The following is a 16,856-nucleotide window of genomic DNA, read 5'->3' on the forward strand; positions in this document are numbered from 1 at the left end:
CTTTATTGCGTATGCTTGTATTAGCCATTGAATCTTCCTGTGATGAAACTTCCGCCGCCGTGGTGCGACATGGCCGGGAAGTCTTGTCCAATGTCATTGCCTCTCAGGTCGATATCCACGCCCGCTATGGCGGGGTCGTCCCTGAGTTGGCCTCGCGCAAGCACGTGGAGGCTATCTCCGTTGTTATCGACGAGGCTTTGGAAAAAGCCCAGGTTGCCTTGGAGGATATTGAGGGGATAGCTGTTACCCGTGGTCCCGGACTTGTTGGCGCCCTTCTTGTCGGTCTTTCCGTGGCCAAAGCCTTGGCTTTTGGACGCGGTATTCCCATGGTTGGAGTTCACCACATCGAGGGCCACATTCTTTCACCCCTGTTAGAGCAGGATGTCGATTTTCCTTTTCTCGCGCTGGCAGTCTCCGGGGGGCATACCCATCTCTACAGGGTTGACGGCATCGGGAGCTACACCATTCTGGGCAGAACTCTCGATGACGCCGCCGGAGAGGCTTTCGACAAAGTCGCCAAACTGCTGGGCCTGGGGTACCCCGGTGGTCAGATCGTCGACCGTCTGGCTGCCGAAGGTAATCCCGAGGCCATCGTTTTTCCTCGACCTCTCCTGCACCAGAAAAATCTCGATTTCAGTTTCAGCGGCATCAAGACTGCTGTGCTGAATTACGTGCGCAATCTGAAAGAGGAGGTGGATGAAGTGACCTTGCGGAATATAGCCGCCGGTTTTCAGGCCGCCGTCGTCGAAGTTCTCACCCGCAAGACGCTGCGGGCCGCCACAGAGAACGGGCTTTCACGCATTGTCGTGGCAGGGGGAGTCGCCTGCAACCGCGGGCTTCGTGAATCTTTTAAAAAAGAGGGGGTGGAAAAAGGGTTCGACGTCTTTTTCCCTTCGCCCGGGCTCTGTGGTGACAATGCCGCCATGTTGGCTGTCGCCGGCGACGCCTACCTGGAATCAGGTTGCAGGGGGTCGCTTGATCTCAATGCCGTCGCCAGTTGGCCCCTTGACCAGGCCGGCCAGCTCTCTGGAGACTGAGAAAATTTATGTGGCGGCGTTTTTCTTTGGTCCGGCAACTTAAGTTGAATTTGCTTCTACTTGTTCGCCTGCGCAAGTCGCCGGACGAGATCGCCAAAGGTCTGGCCCTTGGTGTTCTGGTGGGTATGACGCCGACTTTCGGGTTTCAGATGGTTATTGCCGTCTTTCTGGCTTTCCTGCTGCGTGAAAATCGTATTGCCGCCCTAGTTGGCGTCTGGGTTACCAATCCCTTGACGGCGCCGATAATTTACGCCCTTGAATACGAATCTGGTCGCCTTCTGTTGGGCCTGGATCGAGCCAGTCTCCCGACTGAATTCAGTTTTACCGCCTTTAAAGATCTCGGTTTTGATGTCCTGTTGCCGTTGTCTGTCGGCGGTCTCATATACGGATTTCTTTGTGCGGCCTTGGCTTATGCCTTGACCTTGCGCCTTATCCCCATCGTCAAAACGATGCGGATAAGGCGTTGGCCCAGACCGCGTCGCCCTTTCTGAATGAGTTGACATGGAACAACCCTATCATCGCCCTCAAAAACGTTTCGGGCAGAACTTTCTGCACGATGACCATGTAATCGATCGGATTCTCGCCGCCGCCGATCTGTCTTCTGCTGACCGCGTGCTGGAAATCGGGCCTGGCTTGGGTGTGCTCACCGACAGGATGTTGCCCAAAGCAGGGCATGTGGTGGTCATGGAGGTCGATCGCAACCTTGTAGAACGGCTCAAAAAAAGAATTGATTCGAACTTGACTGTCTTCGAGGGAGACGCTCTGCATTTGGACTGGAAAAGTATCCTCTGTGAGCCTCCCTACAAGCTGGTGGCCAATCTTCCCTACAATATATCCAGCCAGATACTCTTCAAACTTCTCGATCATCGCGACCTATTTTCCCGGTTGGTATTGATGTTTCAGAAAGAGGTCGGTGATCGTCTGGCCGCTGCCCCAGGCACCCGGGACTATGGCATTCTTTCCGTTCTCTGCCAGGTCTGGTTCGATGTCCGCAAAGTGGTGAATGTGCCGCCAGGCGCCTTCAAACCGCCCCCCAAAGTGCATTCTATCGTCCTTGAATTTCACGCGCGGCGCGAGCCGAGGGTCGCTATTGACGATCCAGATTTTTTCCGCAAGGTCGTCAAGGCGTCCTTTGCCCAACGTCGCAAAACCCTGCGCAATACGCTCACGGGTTCCGGTTTCTCCGCCGACAATGTTGATGTGGCGCTGAGTCGTTGCGGCATTGACCCCGGGCGTCGTGGAGAAACCTTGTCCCTGGCTGAGTTCAGCCAGTTGGCCAGGGAACTCAAAGCATCTTTCAACTCTTAACAGCCCCCATTTAACCGGCGGCAGGAGGATATGACGTGTCAGATTGTTTTTGCAAAGTTAATGGACGGCCCATCAGCGCCTTTGAATATCAGAACGCTATTCAGGGTTACGCCATGGACCGTTATCGTAAAACCATGGACCAGCTCTCTGCCGATGAACTGCACGCCATGGAAGAACTCGCTGAGGAAAAACTGCTCGCCCGTGAATTAATCTTCCAGGAAGCCCTTTCCCAGGGAGCGGTTGCCGACGAAAAAGCTGTCTCCGAGGAGATGGCCAAGATTATCAAGAATTTCCCGACGGAAGACGAATTCTATGGCACTTTGCAGAAGGCGGGTGTCGAACCGGCGGTCTATCGGCGCATGATTCAGCAGGACCTGACGGTCAATCGCATGATCGCCCAAAAACTGACCAACCTGCCGGAACCTGACGCAGATAAGGTCAAGGAAATCTATCAGCGGTTTCCTGAAAAAATGCAGTCACCAGAAAAGGTTCGGGCAAGTCATATTCTCATCAAAGTCAAGGGTGACGACAGGGAAGGGGCGCTTGCGCAGGCGCGCGAACTGCTGACTAAAGCCACGGAAGAAGATTTCGCCACACTGGCTCGGGAACATTCGGCCTGTCCCAGTGCGGGGCGGGGTGGCGATCTCGGCTACTTTTCCCGGGGAGATATGGTCAAGCCATTTGAAGACGCGGCGTTTTCTCTGGAGAAGGGCATTGTTCAGGATGTCGTGGAAACTCAGTTCGGCTTCCATCTCATCCAGGTGCTATCCCGCCAGCAAGCGCAGACCTTGACATTGGAGGAGGCGACGCCAAAAATCCACCAATTTCTGCAGGAAGAGTCCGGTGCCGATGTCCTGCAGGGGTGGGTCGGCGAGCTTAAAGCCAGAGCGACCATTGAATTTCTCCGTCAATAGTGTGGCTTGAATCTTCACCAAAGGCGCCGCTGTCAAAGCTGGCGCCTTTTTTTTGGACTTTGAGACCTCCCTTGTCAAAACAGCCGTCATGCATTAGTCTTAGGCAGAGACTTACCGATCGATATCCTCCTTTTTTTACTAGGCTAAAGTCGTCCTTTGAACCGAGCGGGACCTTTTGCCGGAACCCCTGGAGATTTCCATGGACATCAAGGTCGTATCCGGAACCCAAGGTGTACCGCCTCAGGAAATGGATCAACGCATCGAGGCTGTTCTGAATGGTTATCGAGCCAAAGTGGATGACACCAAGTACCAGTGCCTGGCCGCTTTGGCGCAGTCGCTGCGTGAAACGACGCCGTTGTCCTATATGGCCTCCGCGTCTGAGAACCAGATCGCCTCGTGGCTGGAAATCTTTCTTGGACTGATTGAATCGCCACGCCAACAGTTGGTCGTAGCGGTCGAGCCTTTAGACGTGGAAGGTCACGCTTTGCTGGTGACCAATTCTCCAGATGCCCCCTTTCTGCTTGATTCGGTGCAGTCTTTCCTGCTCAGCCACCATATCGATTTTCATCTGATTGCCCATCCCATTTTGACCATCCATCGTCAGCATGACCATTTGGTTGGCATCGATTCCATCGAGGCCTCCGGGCCGAAGGAATCCTTCATTATTGTTGAAGTCGAGGGTGTATCCAAAGAGAGCTATCTGCGCATTGAACAGGGGGTGCGCAAGGCTCTTTCTGCTACCCTGGCCGTCCACAAAGACCGCATGGCCATGAACTCCCGCTTGAGCGCAATGGGGGCCTTGGCTCAACAGGGAGGCTTTGCCGATTTTTGGAACTGGTTGCAGGAAGACAACTTTTTGCCTTTTGGCTGCCATCGTCTGATCCGGTCCAAGGATCGCCGGGGGGGGGCGATTGTGCAATTGCAGGCAGAGGATTCGCTCGGTATCGCCTTTGGCCCCGAGGAGGTGGACCTTTCAGCCCCGAGGCCCTTGGAGGACTGTCATGAACCGACCCGCGCCCGGTTGCAGCGGGATCGTGATGTGGTGGTGGACACTCTCGAACGGGTGAGCCTGGTCTATCGGGCGGATCCCCTCGTCTATATCGGTGTTCGTGAAGAGATGGCTGACGGCAGGCAGTTGGAGCACATCTTTCTGGGGCTGTTCTCTCCCCGCAGCGCCGATGAACTTGCTTTTAATGTGCCGTCCCTGCGGAAACGCTTTGAAGAGGTTTTAGGTCGTCTTCATATTTTGCCGGGAAGCCACGATTACCGTAAAACCAATGAAATTTTCAATACGTTCCCCAAGGTGGAACTTTTTTTCATGAGCGACGAAGAATTGACGCAGACAGTCCGTTCTTTCGCTCTGCTCTATCGGCACGATACCATTAAGATCGTGGCGACGCGCAGCCTGGCGGTTCGTGGTATAACCTTGCTGGTCATTATGCCGCGAGACTATTATTCATCCGAGCGTGTGAGCCGTATCGAGCACTACATTTCACTCTATTTTCAGACAAAACGTGTTGTCTCCAAGGTTATTCACATCAGCCCCGACTTCATAAGCCTTCATGTGCATATTCATATCGATCAAACAAAAATCGTTCTTGATATGGACCGCCTTGAGCGGGGGTTGAGCCGGAAAATTCGTCCCTGGGATCTTAAAATCCGCAGTCAGTTGGAGCATCGCCTCGGCGAGGTAGAAGGAGCGGAGATGGCGAGGCGCTATCAAAATGTATTCCCGCTGGAATACAAGGCCTTGTTGCATCCCCGTTTTGCCGTGCGGGACATTCGCGGGATTGAAAAGGTTTTGCTGGACGGCGAAGAAGTCCTTGATCTGTGGGGACCTTTCGATGGCAAACGCTACCGGTTGCAGTTCTACAGTCTCAAGAACAGTTTCCTCAATGAACTCATCCCCTTTATGGAAAACCTGAATCTATGCGTTGAGGACGAAATCGATTTTACTGTCACCCTAGACCGCAAAAAAGTCTTCATCAAGAGCTTTACTATCCGGACAACGCCCTCGAATGCCTTGGAACTTTCCGAGATCAGACCGCTTCTGCTCGACGCCCTGCAGGCTTTGCGTCGCGGCAAAGTCGAAAACGATTATCTGCACGGCATTCTTGTGCTCACAGGGCTCTCCTGGCAGCAGATTGACGTTTTTCGGGGCTATCGGAACTATTACTTCCAGATTGGCTGTCCCTATACCAAGAAAAGGGTCGCCCTGGCGCTGATTCACAATGCGGAAGTCACTCATCTGCTGTATCGCTATTTTGAAGCGCGCTTTCTGGATAAACCGGAATGGACGGATCCCCTCAAGCGCGAAGAGGAGGCTCTGTCTCCTATCCGGATGCAATTGATCACGGCTTTGCAGGACGTATCGGATGTCAATGAAGACAACATCCTGCGCGCCCTCTTCAACCTCATCGATTCGACCGTGCGTACCAATTTTTACCGGCGCTGCGACAGCAAGGATTATTTTTTCGCATTCAAGATCAGCGCCATGGGTATTATCGACATGCCGGCGCCGCGCCCCCTCTTTGAAGTCTACGTGCATAGCGCTACCATGGAAGGGATCCATCTGCGGGGTGGTCGGGTAGCCCGCGGCGGCATTCGCTGGTCAGACCGCCCCGACGATTTCCGCACCGAAGTTCTCGGCCTGATGAAGACCCAGATGACCAAAAACGCCCTGATCGTTCCAGTCGGTTCCAAGGGCGGGTTTGTCGTTAAGGCACCCTACAGCAACCGGGATGAAGGTGCCGTGCTCTCTAAAGCCGCCTATCAGACTCTCATGCGCGGCTTGCTCGACCTGACCGACAACAGAGTAGGGGATAAGGTGGTTCGCGCCGAAGGGATCGTGGCGTACGATGAGGAAGATCCTTATCTCGTTGTTGCCGCTGACAAAGGGACCGCCCATCTGCCTGATACGGCCAACGCTGTCAGCCGAGAATACAGGTTCTGGCTCGATGACGCCTTTGCCAGCGGCGGCTCCCACGGATATGACCACAAAAAGTTGGGCATTACCGCGCGTGGGGCCTGGGAGTGCGTCAAATCACATTTCCGGGAGTTGGGGCAGGATATCCAGAATGAACCCTTTACCGTCGTCGGTATTGGCGACATGAGTGGCGACGTTTTTGGTAACGGCATGCTCCTGTCTCAGCACATACGGCTGGTCGCTGCCTTTGACCACCGTCATATCTTCCTGGACCCTGATCCCGATCCTGCCGCCACTTTTGCCGAGCGCCGGCGCCTCTTCAACCTGCCTCGTTCGTCCTGGGATGATTTCAACCGCCATCTTCTCTCTGAAGGAGGGGGGATATTCCCCCGTTCCGCTAAGGAAATTCCCTTGAGTCCGCAAGTTCGCAAGTTTTTCGGTGTTCGCCAGGAAAGCATCGATCCGAACGGCCTCATTAAACTCCTGTTGATGGCCGAAGTGGACCTGCTCTGGAACGGTGGTATTGGAACCTACGTCAAGGAAAGTGGAGAAAAGCACGAAGATGTTGGTGACCGCAACACCGATGCGGTTCGGGTCGATGGCAATCAACTACGGGCCCGGGTCGTCGGCGAAGGGGGTAATCTCGGTTTTACCCAGCGGGCCCGCATCGAGTTCGCCCAGAATGGTGGACGGATCAATACCGATGCAGTGGACAATTCGGCCGGGGTGGATACCTCTGACCATGAGGTAAACCTTAAGATTTTCATGCAATACCTTAAAGACAAAGGAAAAATTAGTTCACAAGGCGAGCGTGATCGCATTCTGGCCGAGGTGACGGACGAAGTCTGCTCCCAGGTTTTGACCAACAACTATGAACAGCACCTTTGTCTTTCTCTTGATCTGCGCCGCAGTGAGGGCGAAGTGGAACCCTATGTCCAATTGATCGATACGCTAGCCCGGAGCGGGCTGTTGGACCGCCGCGGTGAATTCCTCCCATCGGCTAAAGATATTCAGGCGCGCCAAGGGCAAAAACTGACCAGACCTGAACTGGCTATCCTCATGGCTTACAGTAAAATGCAGCTCTACCAAGGCATTCTCGAGAGCGATCTTCCCCAGAGTCCGGAGGCCGGGGATTTTCTGCTGTGCTATTTCCCGGGGCTCATCCGACAATCTTTTTTGGTCGACTTACCCGAGCATCCTCTCGCCTGTGAAATTACGGCCACGGTCATTACCAACAACATTATCAACCAGGCAGGCAGTGCTTTTCTCAATGCTCTGGTGCAGCAGACCGGTAAATCTTTGCTTGAGGCGACCGCCGCCTATCTGACCTTTGACCGCATGCTCGAAGGCAAGCGCCTGCGAGCGGCTCTTTATGCCCTGGATAACAAACTGCCAGCCGAGCGTCAGCAGGCTTTTCTCATCCGTCTTGAAACCGCTCTGCAGTCCCTGTGTCACTGGGCTCTCCTGCATGATGTATGGGGCGCACTCGCTGAAAAGGGAGCCGAAACCCTGAAAGAACACCTGAGTCTATTCTATAAAACCATCGGCAGTGTTCTTCCTGCCGAGATCTGGGCTGGATGTAAGGATGAGGCGGCTGCTTTGACTGAAGCCGGACTCGATGCCGATGTGGCCCAGCATCTGTCCCTGCTGGACCATGCCGCCGATTTTCTGCCGCTGATGACGCTGGCGGAAAAGACCAGAGTGGACTTTTACGCCGTAGCCCAGGCTTTCAGGGAGATTCGCCAGCTTCTTGGCTACAAAGAGCTTCTCAAAGATGTTGAGCGGGTGCCTCTGCGCGACCGCTGGGATCGCATGGCACGGCGTTCTCTTCAGGAAAGTTTCGAGTCGGTCGTCTATGATATGGTCCGTGTGGTCCTGGAAGAGCATCAGGGCAATCTCGATGCCCTCTGCTCCATCCGCAAACAGAAACTGCGCCGCTATCAGGGGCTTCGCGACAGCCTGCGTGGGCAGGTGGCCGTCAACTTTCATCCCTATACGGTCCTGTTAAACGCTGCTGAAGGACTGTGTGCCTGAGTTGTGAACCAAGTGAAAGGATGATCATGCTGAAAAGAAAACTTGGTCCCTGTGTGACCTTTTTCCCGCAACCGACAACCCTTGTTTCTTCAGTGGATAAACAGGGCTCATCCAACCTGATGACTGCCTCCTGGGTAGGGATTGTCAGCAAGACGCCACCAACCATAGGCGTGTCGCTGAACCGTTCACGAAAAACTTATAATAATATCATGGAAACTCAATCTTTTGTGGTCAATATGGTTCCTGCTTCTCTCGCTGTTGAGGCTGATTATTGTGGTCTTAAATCCGGTCGCGATGAGGACAAGGAGGCTGTCGCAGGACTGACCCTGGAGCCAGCCACCCTGGTCGAGGCGCCCTTGCTGGTCGAATCACCCCTGAACGTGGAATGTCGCCTGACTTCAGAAGTTCCTCTTGGTGAATACAGCTTACTGCTGGGGGAAATTGTCGAAATACACGCCCGTGAGGACGCCTTTCTGGATGAGGGGATGGATGCCTTGGCGTTTGATCCCCTGGTCTATTTGGGGGGCATCCGTGAGTACTGGAGTCTGGGGGAGAAAAAGGCCCAGGCGTACCGTGATGGTAAGAAATTTTTCAAATCCTGAAACAGGGCCGGTTTTTCTAATCTTTTTTTTGCGAGAACCCTGTTTGAAGGCAGTCGGGTCAAGATAGCTGTAGACACTCAGCTTTTCACTGTGTTATAGGGAGAAACGCTTTTTTACGATTTCTGAAAGGCCCGGAACCCGTACCGGAGCCTGGGCGATCCCGACGTAAGAAAAAGCCGCACACATAGATACCGCCTGGATCTTTAGACCGGGACGGAAGGTAAGCATCGAAGAAAACGGGCGTCTGACTGCCCTTGCTGACCCATGCCTTTCGGATCCCGTCCGGAAGGCTTTTTTTATGGCCCGATCGCTCGAACTGTCGAAAGGAACCAACTACCGTGAATAAACCGAAGTCCATTCTCGACATTCAGAAAATGAAAGAGTCCGGCGAGAAAATCACCGTTTTGACAGCCTACGATTATCCCTTCGCCCGCCTGATGGACCAGGCCGGTATCGATATGATTCTGGTGGGGGACTCCGTCGGTTCCGTGGTCGCCGGCTACGATAACACCCTGCCAGTCACCATGGATGAGATGATCTATCATACGCGCGCCGTGGTGCGCGGCAGTTCCAGCGCCGTCATAATTGCTGACATGCCTTTTCTGTCCTACCAAGTTGATGTGCGAGAAGCCCGCCTCAATGCCGGTCGTCTGGTGAAAGAAGGCGGCGCCCAGGCCGTTAAACTGGAAGGCGGTGCGAACGTCGCCGCGACCATTGCCGCCATCGTCGCCATGGATGTGCCCGTGGTCGGTCATATCGGCCTGACGCCCCAGTCCATTCATCGCATGGGCGGCTACCGGGTGCAGGGGCGCCTGGATGAGCAGGCGCGCCAGCTGCTGGCCGACGCCAAAGCGGTGGCAGCGGCCGGCGCCTTTGCCCTGGTGCTGGAGGGCATACCGGCCGAGCTGGCCCGGCAGATAACAGCGGCGGTTTCCATCCCGACCATCGGTATCGGCGCTGGTGTTCACTGTGACGGACAGGTGCTGGTCATCCACGATATTCTGGGGCTTTGCGAGAAATACTCGCCCAAGTTCGTCAAACGCTTTGCCGATGTCTCTGAAACCATCAGCCAGGGCATCGGCGACTATATCCGTGAAGTCAAGGACGGGACTTTTCCCGGTCCAGAGCACAGCTTCAAGTGAGGGCAGGCATGACCAGCGCCGTGAATAAGACCCCAGAGATTATCCGCTCTGTCAGTGAGATGCAGCAGCGCTGCCTGGCTCTGCGTGAAGCGGGCAAGCGCATCGCCTTCGTTCCCACCATGGGCTGGTTGCACGAGGGACACCTTTCGCTGTTGCGGGAAGGTCGCCGACGAGGGGATGTGCTGGTCCTGTCCATTTTCGTCAATCCGACCCAGTTCGGCGCCGGTGAAGATTTCGACAACTATCCTCGCGACCTCGAGCGGGACGCAGCTTTGGCGGCGACAGCGGGAACCGACTTGATCTTCGCGCCCAATGCCAGTGACATGTATCCCCGCAGCTATGCCACCTATGTCGATGTCGAAAGTTTGACGGATGCGTTATGCGGCGCCAGCCGCCCTGGCCATTTTCGCGGTGTCACGACGGTGGTAACCAAACTATTCACCATCGTGCAGCCCCATGTGGCTCTCTTCGGTCAGAAAGATTTTCAGCAGCTGGCCGTTATCTGCCGCATGACCATCGATCTCAATCTGCCCGTCGATGTCATCGGTATGCCCATCGTGCGCGAGGCGGACGGGCTGGCCATGAGCTCACGCAACGTCTATCTGAGCGAGCAGCAGCGCCGACAGGCCCTGGTGCTCTCCCGCGCTCTGGCGATGGCCAGACAGATGGCAGCCCAGGGGCAGGCCGCGGCCGACGAGGTCATTGCCGAACTGAGGCAGCTTATTGCCGCCATGCCCGAAGCCCGCATCGATTACATCCAGATCTGCCACCAACAGACCCTGCAACAGCAGGCCAAGATCGACCATGATTCCGTCCTGCTGCTGGCTGTCTTTATCGGCCAGACCCGCCTGATCGACAACGGCTTTTTGCTGGATTCGGCCCCATCCCGAGGCTGATATCCGAAGAGGATGCGATGACACCGCGAGAGCTAGCCAAGGCCAACCTGGAAAATCTGTATCGTATTTTCACTGTCCCTGAAAGCCCGGATTCCAGGCTCGGCGAGGTGGATAAAGCGATTACCGACAACGTCACGGGCTTTTTACAGGAGCACATCGTCGCCCTTGAACGCAGTCTGGAAGAGATCGAGGAAGACTTCTCCGACTCTCACATTCCCGAAGATCCTACCTACGTTTCCGACTACACCGAATTTGTCAAAGAGAAGCTGGTGGCCCAGTCGGTCCATACGGCTTCTCCCAGTTTCATCGGTCACATGACCTCGGCGCTGCCCTATTTCATGCTCCCGTTGTCGCGAATCATGACGGCACTCAACCAGAATCTTGTCAAGGTGGAAACTTCCAAGGCCTTTACGCCCATGGAACGGCAGGTGCTGGCCATGCTGCATCGTCTCATTTACGCAGAAAGCGACAATTTCTACACGCGCTGGGTCCACGACAGCGACCATGCCCTGGGAGCCTTCTGTTCCGGGGGGACGATTGCCAACGTGACCGCCCTGTGGACCGCCCGCAACCGTCTGTGCGGCCCTTCCGGCGATTTTCGTGGCATTGCCCAGGAAGGTTTTTTTCGGGCCATGCAGCACCTTGGCTGCCACGGACTGGCGGTTCTGGTTTCACGGCGTGGGCATTACAGTCTCGGCAAGGCTGCCGACGTGTTGGGAATCGGTCGCGAGAACCTGGTTCTGGTGGAAACGGATGACAACAACCGCATGGATATGGCTCATTTGCGCCAGCAGGTAGAACAGTTGCGAAGCAGGAACATCCGCCCTATGGCGATGGTCGGTATCGCCGGCACCACCGAGACCGGTAACGTCGATCCCCTGGAAGCCATGGCGGACTATGCCGAAGAAATCGATTGCCATTTCCACGTAGACGCCGCCTGGGGCGGGCCGACCCTTTTTTCCAAGAATCACCGCCATCTTCTGCGAGGCATTGAGCGGGCTGATTCTGTCACCATTGATGCTCACAAGCAACTCTACGTGCCCATGGGTGCCGGCATGGTGCTGTTCAAAGATCCGGCCGCTCTGACTGCTATTGAACACCATGCCGCCTATATTCTACGCCACGGCTCCAAAGATCTGGGCAGCCACACCCTGGAAGGCTCCCGGCCCGGCAAGTCGATGCTGGTCCATGCCGGCTTGTCCATCATTGGGCGCAAGGGCTATGAACTTCTCATCGACCTGGGCCTCGCCCGGGCTCGCACCTTTGCCGACAAGATCCGCCGTCACCCCGACTTCGAGCTCATGTCTGAACCGGAGTTGAACATCCTGACCTATCGTTATAATCCGGCTGATGTGCAGATCGTTCTGGCCAAGGCAGCGCCGGAGAGCCTGGGTCGGGTCAACGAACTGCTAGACCAGATCACCCGCCTGATTCAGAAAGAGCAGCGTGAAGTGGGCAATACTTTCGTTTCACGAACCAGCCTTCGCTTTGCCCGCTATGGCCATGATCCTCTCACCGTCTTCCGGGTGGTGCTGGCCAATCCCCTGACCACCGACGATATCCTCGATGAGGTCCTGCAGGAACAGTGCGACCTCGTGCAGCATGAGGAGACTCAGGAGCTGCTGCGGCAGATCCGTGATATCCTGCGGTTGCCGCACTCGGCTCAGAAAGCCGGTTGATCGCTCGTCATGGTTACTCTCTATACCGCTCGCTTCGTTCTGCCTATCAGTGCGCCACCCCTGGAGGATGGCGCCATCGCCGTGCGGGATGGACGCCTGCTTGCCGTCGGTTCCCGTCCGGAGCTGCTGGCAGCCTATCCCCAAGCTCGAAAAGTCGATTTTCCCGACGGTATCCTGCTGCCGCCGCTGGTCAACGCCCACACCCACCTCGAACTCACCCATTTTCCCGACTGGGCCCTGAAAAAGGGCGAGACGTCTGCTCCCGAGTCCTTTGTGGACTGGATTATGCAGGTCGTTCGGGTCAAACGCGGCCTTGATTCGCAGCTTTATCAGCCTTCCCTGGAAGACGGCATCGGACGGTGCATGGCAGCCGGCACGGGCGCCGTTGGCGATATCCTCTCCTGGTTTCCCGCCCGCGTCGCCTACCGGCAGGTGCCCCTGTTTGGCACCCTCTTTTTGGAAACCCTCGGCCGTCATCCAGAGCACGGCCGACGGTTGCTGAATGCCGTCGGTGAAATTCTGCGCGAGGGCAGGGCGGGGCACCTGACTTTCGGGCTCTCGCCGCACTCCCCCTATACCCTGTCCGACCGGTACATGGAAGAGGTGGTGGATTTTGCCCGCCGTCAGCAGACTCCCCTGTCCATCCATTTGGGGGAATCGGCTGAAGAGCGAACTTTTCTCGAGTCCTCCGGTGGTGATCTCGCGCAAATCTTCTATCCTTCAGTGGGCTGGCAGCAGGAGGTTCCTCCACCAGCCCACCGCACCCCGACAGCCTATCTGTATGAGCGGGGCGGCTTGCTCCCTTCCACCCTGCTGGCTCATGGGGTTCAAGTCGACGAAGAGGATATCCGCCTGCTGAGTCAAAAGAAGGTGACTCTGGCTTTGTGCCCTCGCTCTAACGCCCGCCTGGGCGTGGGCAGGGCCCCCGTCGCCCTTTATCGCCAGGCAGGTGTGCCTCTCGTGTTGGGTACGGACAGTCTGGCCAGTTGCGACACTTTGTCCATCTGGGACGAAATGGCATTCGCCCTCGACTGGTTCGAGGGGGCGCTCACATCCGTCGAGTTGCTGCGCATGGCCACCAGCGGGGGGGCGCTCGCCCTTGGCCTTGCTGGTGAAATGGGATGTCTGCAGGCGGGATACGGGGCACACTTTCAGATTCTCCGGCCGCAGACGCTGCCTTCTGCTTCTGGTCTGTTCGATTTCCTCTGCCAGCCTGGCCGCAGTGAAGAGGTCAGCAGCCTCTTTCTTTCCGGCAGGGATGTCTTGCAAAAAGCCTGATCACCCCGTATAATTCGACCTTCGCAAAATCGGATAGAGGCGGTGCGGAAGTTGACTCCGCAGCCGGAATCAGACGATATCCCGAGGTGTCTCATGATGGAAGAGGTAGGAACTGTTGTCGAGATCAAGGGCAAGGCCGTGGCTCTTGTCCTGTGCCAAAAAGGCTCTTTTTGCAAACACTGCGCATCCAACGGGTTGTGCCAGGTCGGTAATGACAACAAATCCATGCTGGTCGAAGCGCACAATCACCTCGGCGCCAAGGTGGGTGACCGGGTACGGCTCGTCACCAGTACCAAGACTTTTCTGCAGTCGTCCTTCATGTTGTATATCGTTCCCCTGATAGCCTTGGTCATCGGGGCTGTCGCCGGCTTGGCCGTCGGTGAATGGCTGGAAAACGGTCCCGATCCCAATCTGCTCTCCGCGATCATCGGGGTCGCTTTTCTAGTCGGGTCGTTCCTGATTATCCGAGTGGGAACCCGCGCCCTGGCCCGCGAATCCTTCATGCCACAAATTACTCAGATTGTTGACGACGAAGACCTGCCTGCGGGCGGATAGGATTTATGGGAATCAAGATTATCGCCAATAACAAGAAGGCCTACCACGACTACTTCATCGATGAAGTCTACGAGGCCGGCATGGTCCTTACAGGCACCGAAGTCAAGTCACTGCGCCTGGGTAAGGTCAATATCAAGGAATCCTTCTGTCGCATCAAGGACGGTGAGATTTTCATCAACAATATGAACATCAGTCCTTACGAGCAGGGCAACCGCGAAAATGTCGATCCCACGCGGGTACGAAAACTGCTGCTGCATCGCGAAGAGATCAATAAAATTATCCGCAAGGTCGATGAAAAAGGACTGTCGCTGGTGCCGACCAAGATTTATCTCAAAGACAGTCGTGTCAAGCTGGAGATCGGGATCGGGCGGGGTAAGAAGCTGCATGACAAACGCGAATCTCTGAAGCAGAAAGAGGCCGACCGTGAGATGGCCAAGGCCTTTAAGAACGGGCGGCGTGAGGACTAGGCGAAGTAAAACTTTCCTTGTATTTTTCAGGCACTTGTGTTATAAAAGTTAAACAAGTTTATGAGGTGTTGAATCAGCACCTCACCCCATTCGCTTACTCCGTAAATTTCAAAGGGGGTGTCAAGGTTTCGACGGGGATCGGAAGCGAAGGTGGCATGCCGGGGACGCCAGTGGGCCTCGTTAAAAAACTGGCAACAATACAAACGCCGACTCTGACGTTTCGTACGCACTGGCAGCTTAATTGCTGCCTCGTCTCTTTCCTTATCGCCCGCGTAGGGTCTGAGACGTCAATTTAGTGGGCTAGTCTCTGCAAGTGACTGCGGTGCAGAGGCGAAATAAAGCAGACTCGCCCGGTTCAAATCCTGTCTGTGGGAGCGGCTCCGGGTTAAACTCAAAACACCGACTAAGCATGTAGAAGCCTTACGTGAAAGGTTTTCGGACGCGGGTTCGATTCCCGCCACCTCCACCAAATTCAAAAGGACGATCCCAATCGGGGTCGTCCTTTTGTGCATTTTGGGACTTTTAACAAATTTCCTCAGTCAAGCAGCAAATTCATGTTCATCACCCTGTCTCGAAGACTGCCGATCTTTAAAAGGAGGCCATTTTCTTCCACACCAGGCTGCAGGGTGGTGATCGCTGTTTTGCCGACGAGCCAGCGACCTTCCCGACCGGTTAAGGTTTCGGTGCGTACGCCCCAGAATGTATGCAGGAGGGCAGGGTGCCCATCGTATTCACCCAGGTAGAGCATGATGTGGCCTGGCAGCTGGACCAATGTCAGGAAGGGGATTCCTTCGGAAAGGATAATTCTCTCGCGCTCTTTGGGGGCATGCTCCACTAGTGGTATGACTCTGCCTACCTGGGCCTGATCGGCTGAGTTGCGCGGCAGCCAGAAACCGAAGGGGGCAAAGAGGTCGCGGATGGTACCCGAACAGTCGCGGCCTTCATGGAGGTCACCCCAGCCATAGGGCTGTCCCATGAAACGTTCAGCCAAGCTGGCCAGCTTGAGCGGGGTCAGCACCAGCGGGAAGGACTCGGCCTGATCCTGGGGAATCCTGACTTCAATCCAGTGGGCCTTCCGGTTTGGGTCGGCCACGGGTACAAGCACGGTGTCGCCCGCTGGGGTACTGTCGCTCACCGGCAGAACCGTTCCTATGCTGGCGCTGAACAGGTAGTCTCCATCGGCACCTTTCAAAACGACGTCATCCTGGGTGATCACGACATGTCTGGCCGAAGCGGTCATGTGGCCTGGGGGGACATCGACCCAGGCTAACTGGTTGAGGGAAATCCAGCCATAAAGCAGGGTAGTTTCCACGAAGGCCCAGCCGCCATCAAGGCTCTGATGGGTGACCCGCAAAGGAGTACCGCCGGGCAGAACGCCATGCTGCAACAGGTCGAAGGGAAAACCCTGTCCGGCACCGCTCGGATCGTTGAACAGGGGGGATTGGGTCGGCAGGGCCCGCACATTCACTCGTCCCAGGGTGACGGCGCGGCGATCAAGGCTGGGGTATCGTCCGGCGTTGGCCTGACGTGTGAGGGTGTTCCTTTGTTCTGTGTCGAGGGGTTGGAGATTGGCGGCGTAAACCGCGCCTTCGTTCATCCAGTCGATGGCCCAGAAGGGGTGGCTGGCGCCGATACGATCTTTTTCGGGCTGCCAAGGGTGATAATGCTGCTCCAGAAATTTCGCCGCCATCTCCAGTTGAGTCTCCTCGGAGAGTAGAGGCCGTTGTTTATTGATATCCTGCAGGTAGGCGAGAGGGCTTTGGGGCAGAAGGGTCAGGTCCCGGATGGTGCGCTGGGAAAGGTTGGGCTGGCATCCTGCCAACAACAGAATCAGCAGAAGGATTGGGATTGAAAATCCTGGTAGCCGTATCATCTGGACAAATCCTTGTAGCTGAAAAAAGTGGATGGCAAACAGAACCGCCTGCCTCATCATGATAAATCCTTCGTTCTTCTTTGGCTACTGTCCTCTTGTCGAAATCATGTCTGGTCATTTTATCAGGAGGGGATAGAATATCGTC

At 55.7% G+C, this 16,856-nt stretch carries 13 protein-coding genes and 1 other RNA gene; 13 read left to right on the forward strand and 1 reads right to left on the reverse strand.

Going from position 1 to position 16,856, the window contains the following annotated elements:
- The first annotated feature begins 11 nt into the window (after nucleotides 1-11).
- The 13 genes from tsaD (at nucleotide 12) to ssrA (ending at nucleotide 15,307) form a co-directional block, all read left to right on the forward strand.
- The gene (tsaD, locus tag AOP6_RS07380) at nucleotides 12-1,037 is read left to right on the forward strand and encodes a tRNA (adenosine(37)-N6)-threonylcarbamoyltransferase complex transferase subunit TsaD (RefSeq protein ID WP_155876113.1); all 1,026 of its coding nucleotides are present in this window, start codon (nucleotides 12-14) and stop codon (nucleotides 1,035-1,037) included.
- A gap of 44 nt (nucleotides 1,038-1,081) precedes the next feature.
- Nucleotides 1,082-1,528 carry a DUF2062 domain-containing protein gene (locus AOP6_RS07385; RefSeq protein ID WP_238480939.1) on the forward strand — a complete coding sequence of 149 codons (447 nt, stop codon included), beginning with the start codon at nucleotides 1,082-1,084 and terminating at the stop codon, nucleotides 1,526-1,528.
- A 10-nt stretch (nucleotides 1,529-1,538) separates the two neighbouring features.
- Nucleotides 1,539-2,345 (forward strand): 16S rRNA (adenine(1518)-N(6)/adenine(1519)-N(6))-dimethyltransferase RsmA, encoded by an 807-nt coding sequence (gene rsmA, locus AOP6_RS07390; protein ID WP_155876115.1) that lies wholly within the window; start codon nucleotides 1,539-1,541, stop codon nucleotides 2,343-2,345.
- 35 nt (nucleotides 2,346-2,380) lie between these two features.
- Entirely contained in the window at nucleotides 2,381-3,259 is an 879-nt protein-coding gene (locus AOP6_RS07395) for a peptidylprolyl isomerase (protein WP_155876116.1), read from the forward strand.
- Nucleotides 3,260-3,458: 199 nt separating this feature from the next.
- The gene (locus AOP6_RS07400) at nucleotides 3,459-8,219 is read left to right on the forward strand and encodes an NAD-glutamate dehydrogenase domain-containing protein (RefSeq protein WP_155876117.1); all 4,761 of its coding nucleotides are present in this window, start codon (nucleotides 3,459-3,461) and stop codon (nucleotides 8,217-8,219) included.
- Nucleotides 8,220-8,245: 26 nt separating this feature from the next.
- Nucleotides 8,246-8,821 (forward strand): flavin reductase family protein, encoded by a 576-nt coding sequence (locus AOP6_RS07405; protein WP_213194819.1) that lies wholly within the window; start codon nucleotides 8,246-8,248, stop codon nucleotides 8,819-8,821.
- A gap of 338 nt (nucleotides 8,822-9,159) precedes the next feature.
- Nucleotides 9,160-9,963, forward strand: a complete 804-nt coding sequence (panB, locus tag AOP6_RS07410) for a 3-methyl-2-oxobutanoate hydroxymethyltransferase (protein WP_155876119.1) — start codon at nucleotides 9,160-9,162, stop codon at nucleotides 9,961-9,963.
- Nucleotides 9,964-9,971: 8 nt separating this feature from the next.
- Entirely contained in the window at nucleotides 9,972-10,859 is an 888-nt protein-coding gene (gene panC / locus AOP6_RS07415; protein WP_155876120.1) for a pantoate--beta-alanine ligase, read from the forward strand.
- 17 nt (nucleotides 10,860-10,876) lie between these two features.
- The gene (panP, locus tag AOP6_RS07420) at nucleotides 10,877-12,538 is read left to right on the forward strand and encodes a pyridoxal-dependent aspartate 1-decarboxylase PanP (protein WP_155876121.1); all 1,662 of its coding nucleotides are present in this window, start codon (nucleotides 10,877-10,879) and stop codon (nucleotides 12,536-12,538) included.
- A gap of 9 nt (nucleotides 12,539-12,547) precedes the next feature.
- Nucleotides 12,548-13,816, forward strand: a complete 1,269-nt coding sequence (locus tag AOP6_RS07425) for an amidohydrolase family protein (protein ID WP_155876122.1) — start codon at nucleotides 12,548-12,550, stop codon at nucleotides 13,814-13,816.
- A gap of 93 nt (nucleotides 13,817-13,909) precedes the next feature.
- Complete coding sequence (locus AOP6_RS07430; RefSeq protein ID WP_155876123.1) at nucleotides 13,910-14,371, forward strand: SoxR reducing system RseC family protein; 462 nt, start codon at nucleotides 13,910-13,912, stop codon at nucleotides 14,369-14,371.
- Between the two features lie 5 nt (nucleotides 14,372-14,376).
- Entirely contained in the window at nucleotides 14,377-14,838 is a 462-nt protein-coding gene (smpB, locus tag AOP6_RS07435) for an SsrA-binding protein SmpB (RefSeq protein ID WP_155876124.1), read from the forward strand.
- Nucleotides 14,839-14,951: 113 nt separating this feature from the next.
- Nucleotides 14,952-15,307: a transfer-messenger RNA gene (gene ssrA / locus AOP6_RS07440) on the forward strand.
- Nucleotides 15,308-15,373: 66 nt separating this feature from the next.
- Here ssrA and AOP6_RS07445 read toward each other — a convergent pair.
- The gene (locus AOP6_RS07445) at nucleotides 15,374-16,771 is read right to left on the reverse strand and encodes an NlpC/P60 family N-terminal domain-containing protein (protein ID WP_155876125.1); all 1,398 of its coding nucleotides are present in this window, start codon (nucleotides 16,769-16,771) and stop codon (nucleotides 15,374-15,376) included.
- Nucleotides 16,772-16,856: the final 85 nt, after the last annotated feature.

Source organism: Desulfuromonas sp. AOP6 (genome assembly GCF_009731355.2).
Classification (GTDB): Bacteria; Desulfobacterota; Desulfuromonadia; order Desulfuromonadales; family SZUA-540; genus SZUA-540.

What these genes read in the sequence shown, in the direction of transcription:
- rsmA (WP_155876115.1), top strand. Translation starts at nt 1,539, where the DNA reads ATGGAACAACCCTATCATCGCCCTCAAAAACGTTTCGGGCAGAACTTT.
- panP (WP_155876121.1), top strand. Translation starts at nt 10,877, where the DNA reads ATGACACCGCGAGAGCTAGCCAAGGCCAACCTGGAAAATCTGTATCGT.
- AOP6_RS07445 (WP_155876125.1), bottom strand. Translation starts at nt 16,771, where the DNA reads ATGATGAGGCAGGCGGTTCTGTTTGCCATCCACTTTTTTCAGCTACAA.
- AOP6_RS07425 (WP_155876122.1), top strand. Translation starts at nt 12,548, where the DNA reads ATGGTTACTCTCTATACCGCTCGCTTCGTTCTGCCTATCAGTGCGCCA.
- AOP6_RS07400 (WP_155876117.1), top strand. Translation starts at nt 3,459, where the DNA reads ATGGACATCAAGGTCGTATCCGGAACCCAAGGTGTACCGCCTCAGGAA.
- AOP6_RS07430 (WP_155876123.1), top strand. Translation starts at nt 13,910, where the DNA reads ATGATGGAAGAGGTAGGAACTGTTGTCGAGATCAAGGGCAAGGCCGTG.
- tsaD (WP_155876113.1), top strand. Translation starts at nt 12, where the DNA reads ATGCTTGTATTAGCCATTGAATCTTCCTGTGATGAAACTTCCGCCGCC.
- panC (WP_155876120.1), top strand. Translation starts at nt 9,972, where the DNA reads ATGACCAGCGCCGTGAATAAGACCCCAGAGATTATCCGCTCTGTCAGT.
- AOP6_RS07405 (WP_213194819.1), top strand. Translation starts at nt 8,246, where the DNA reads ATGCTGAAAAGAAAACTTGGTCCCTGTGTGACCTTTTTCCCGCAACCG.
- smpB (WP_155876124.1), top strand. Translation starts at nt 14,377, where the DNA reads ATGGGAATCAAGATTATCGCCAATAACAAGAAGGCCTACCACGACTAC.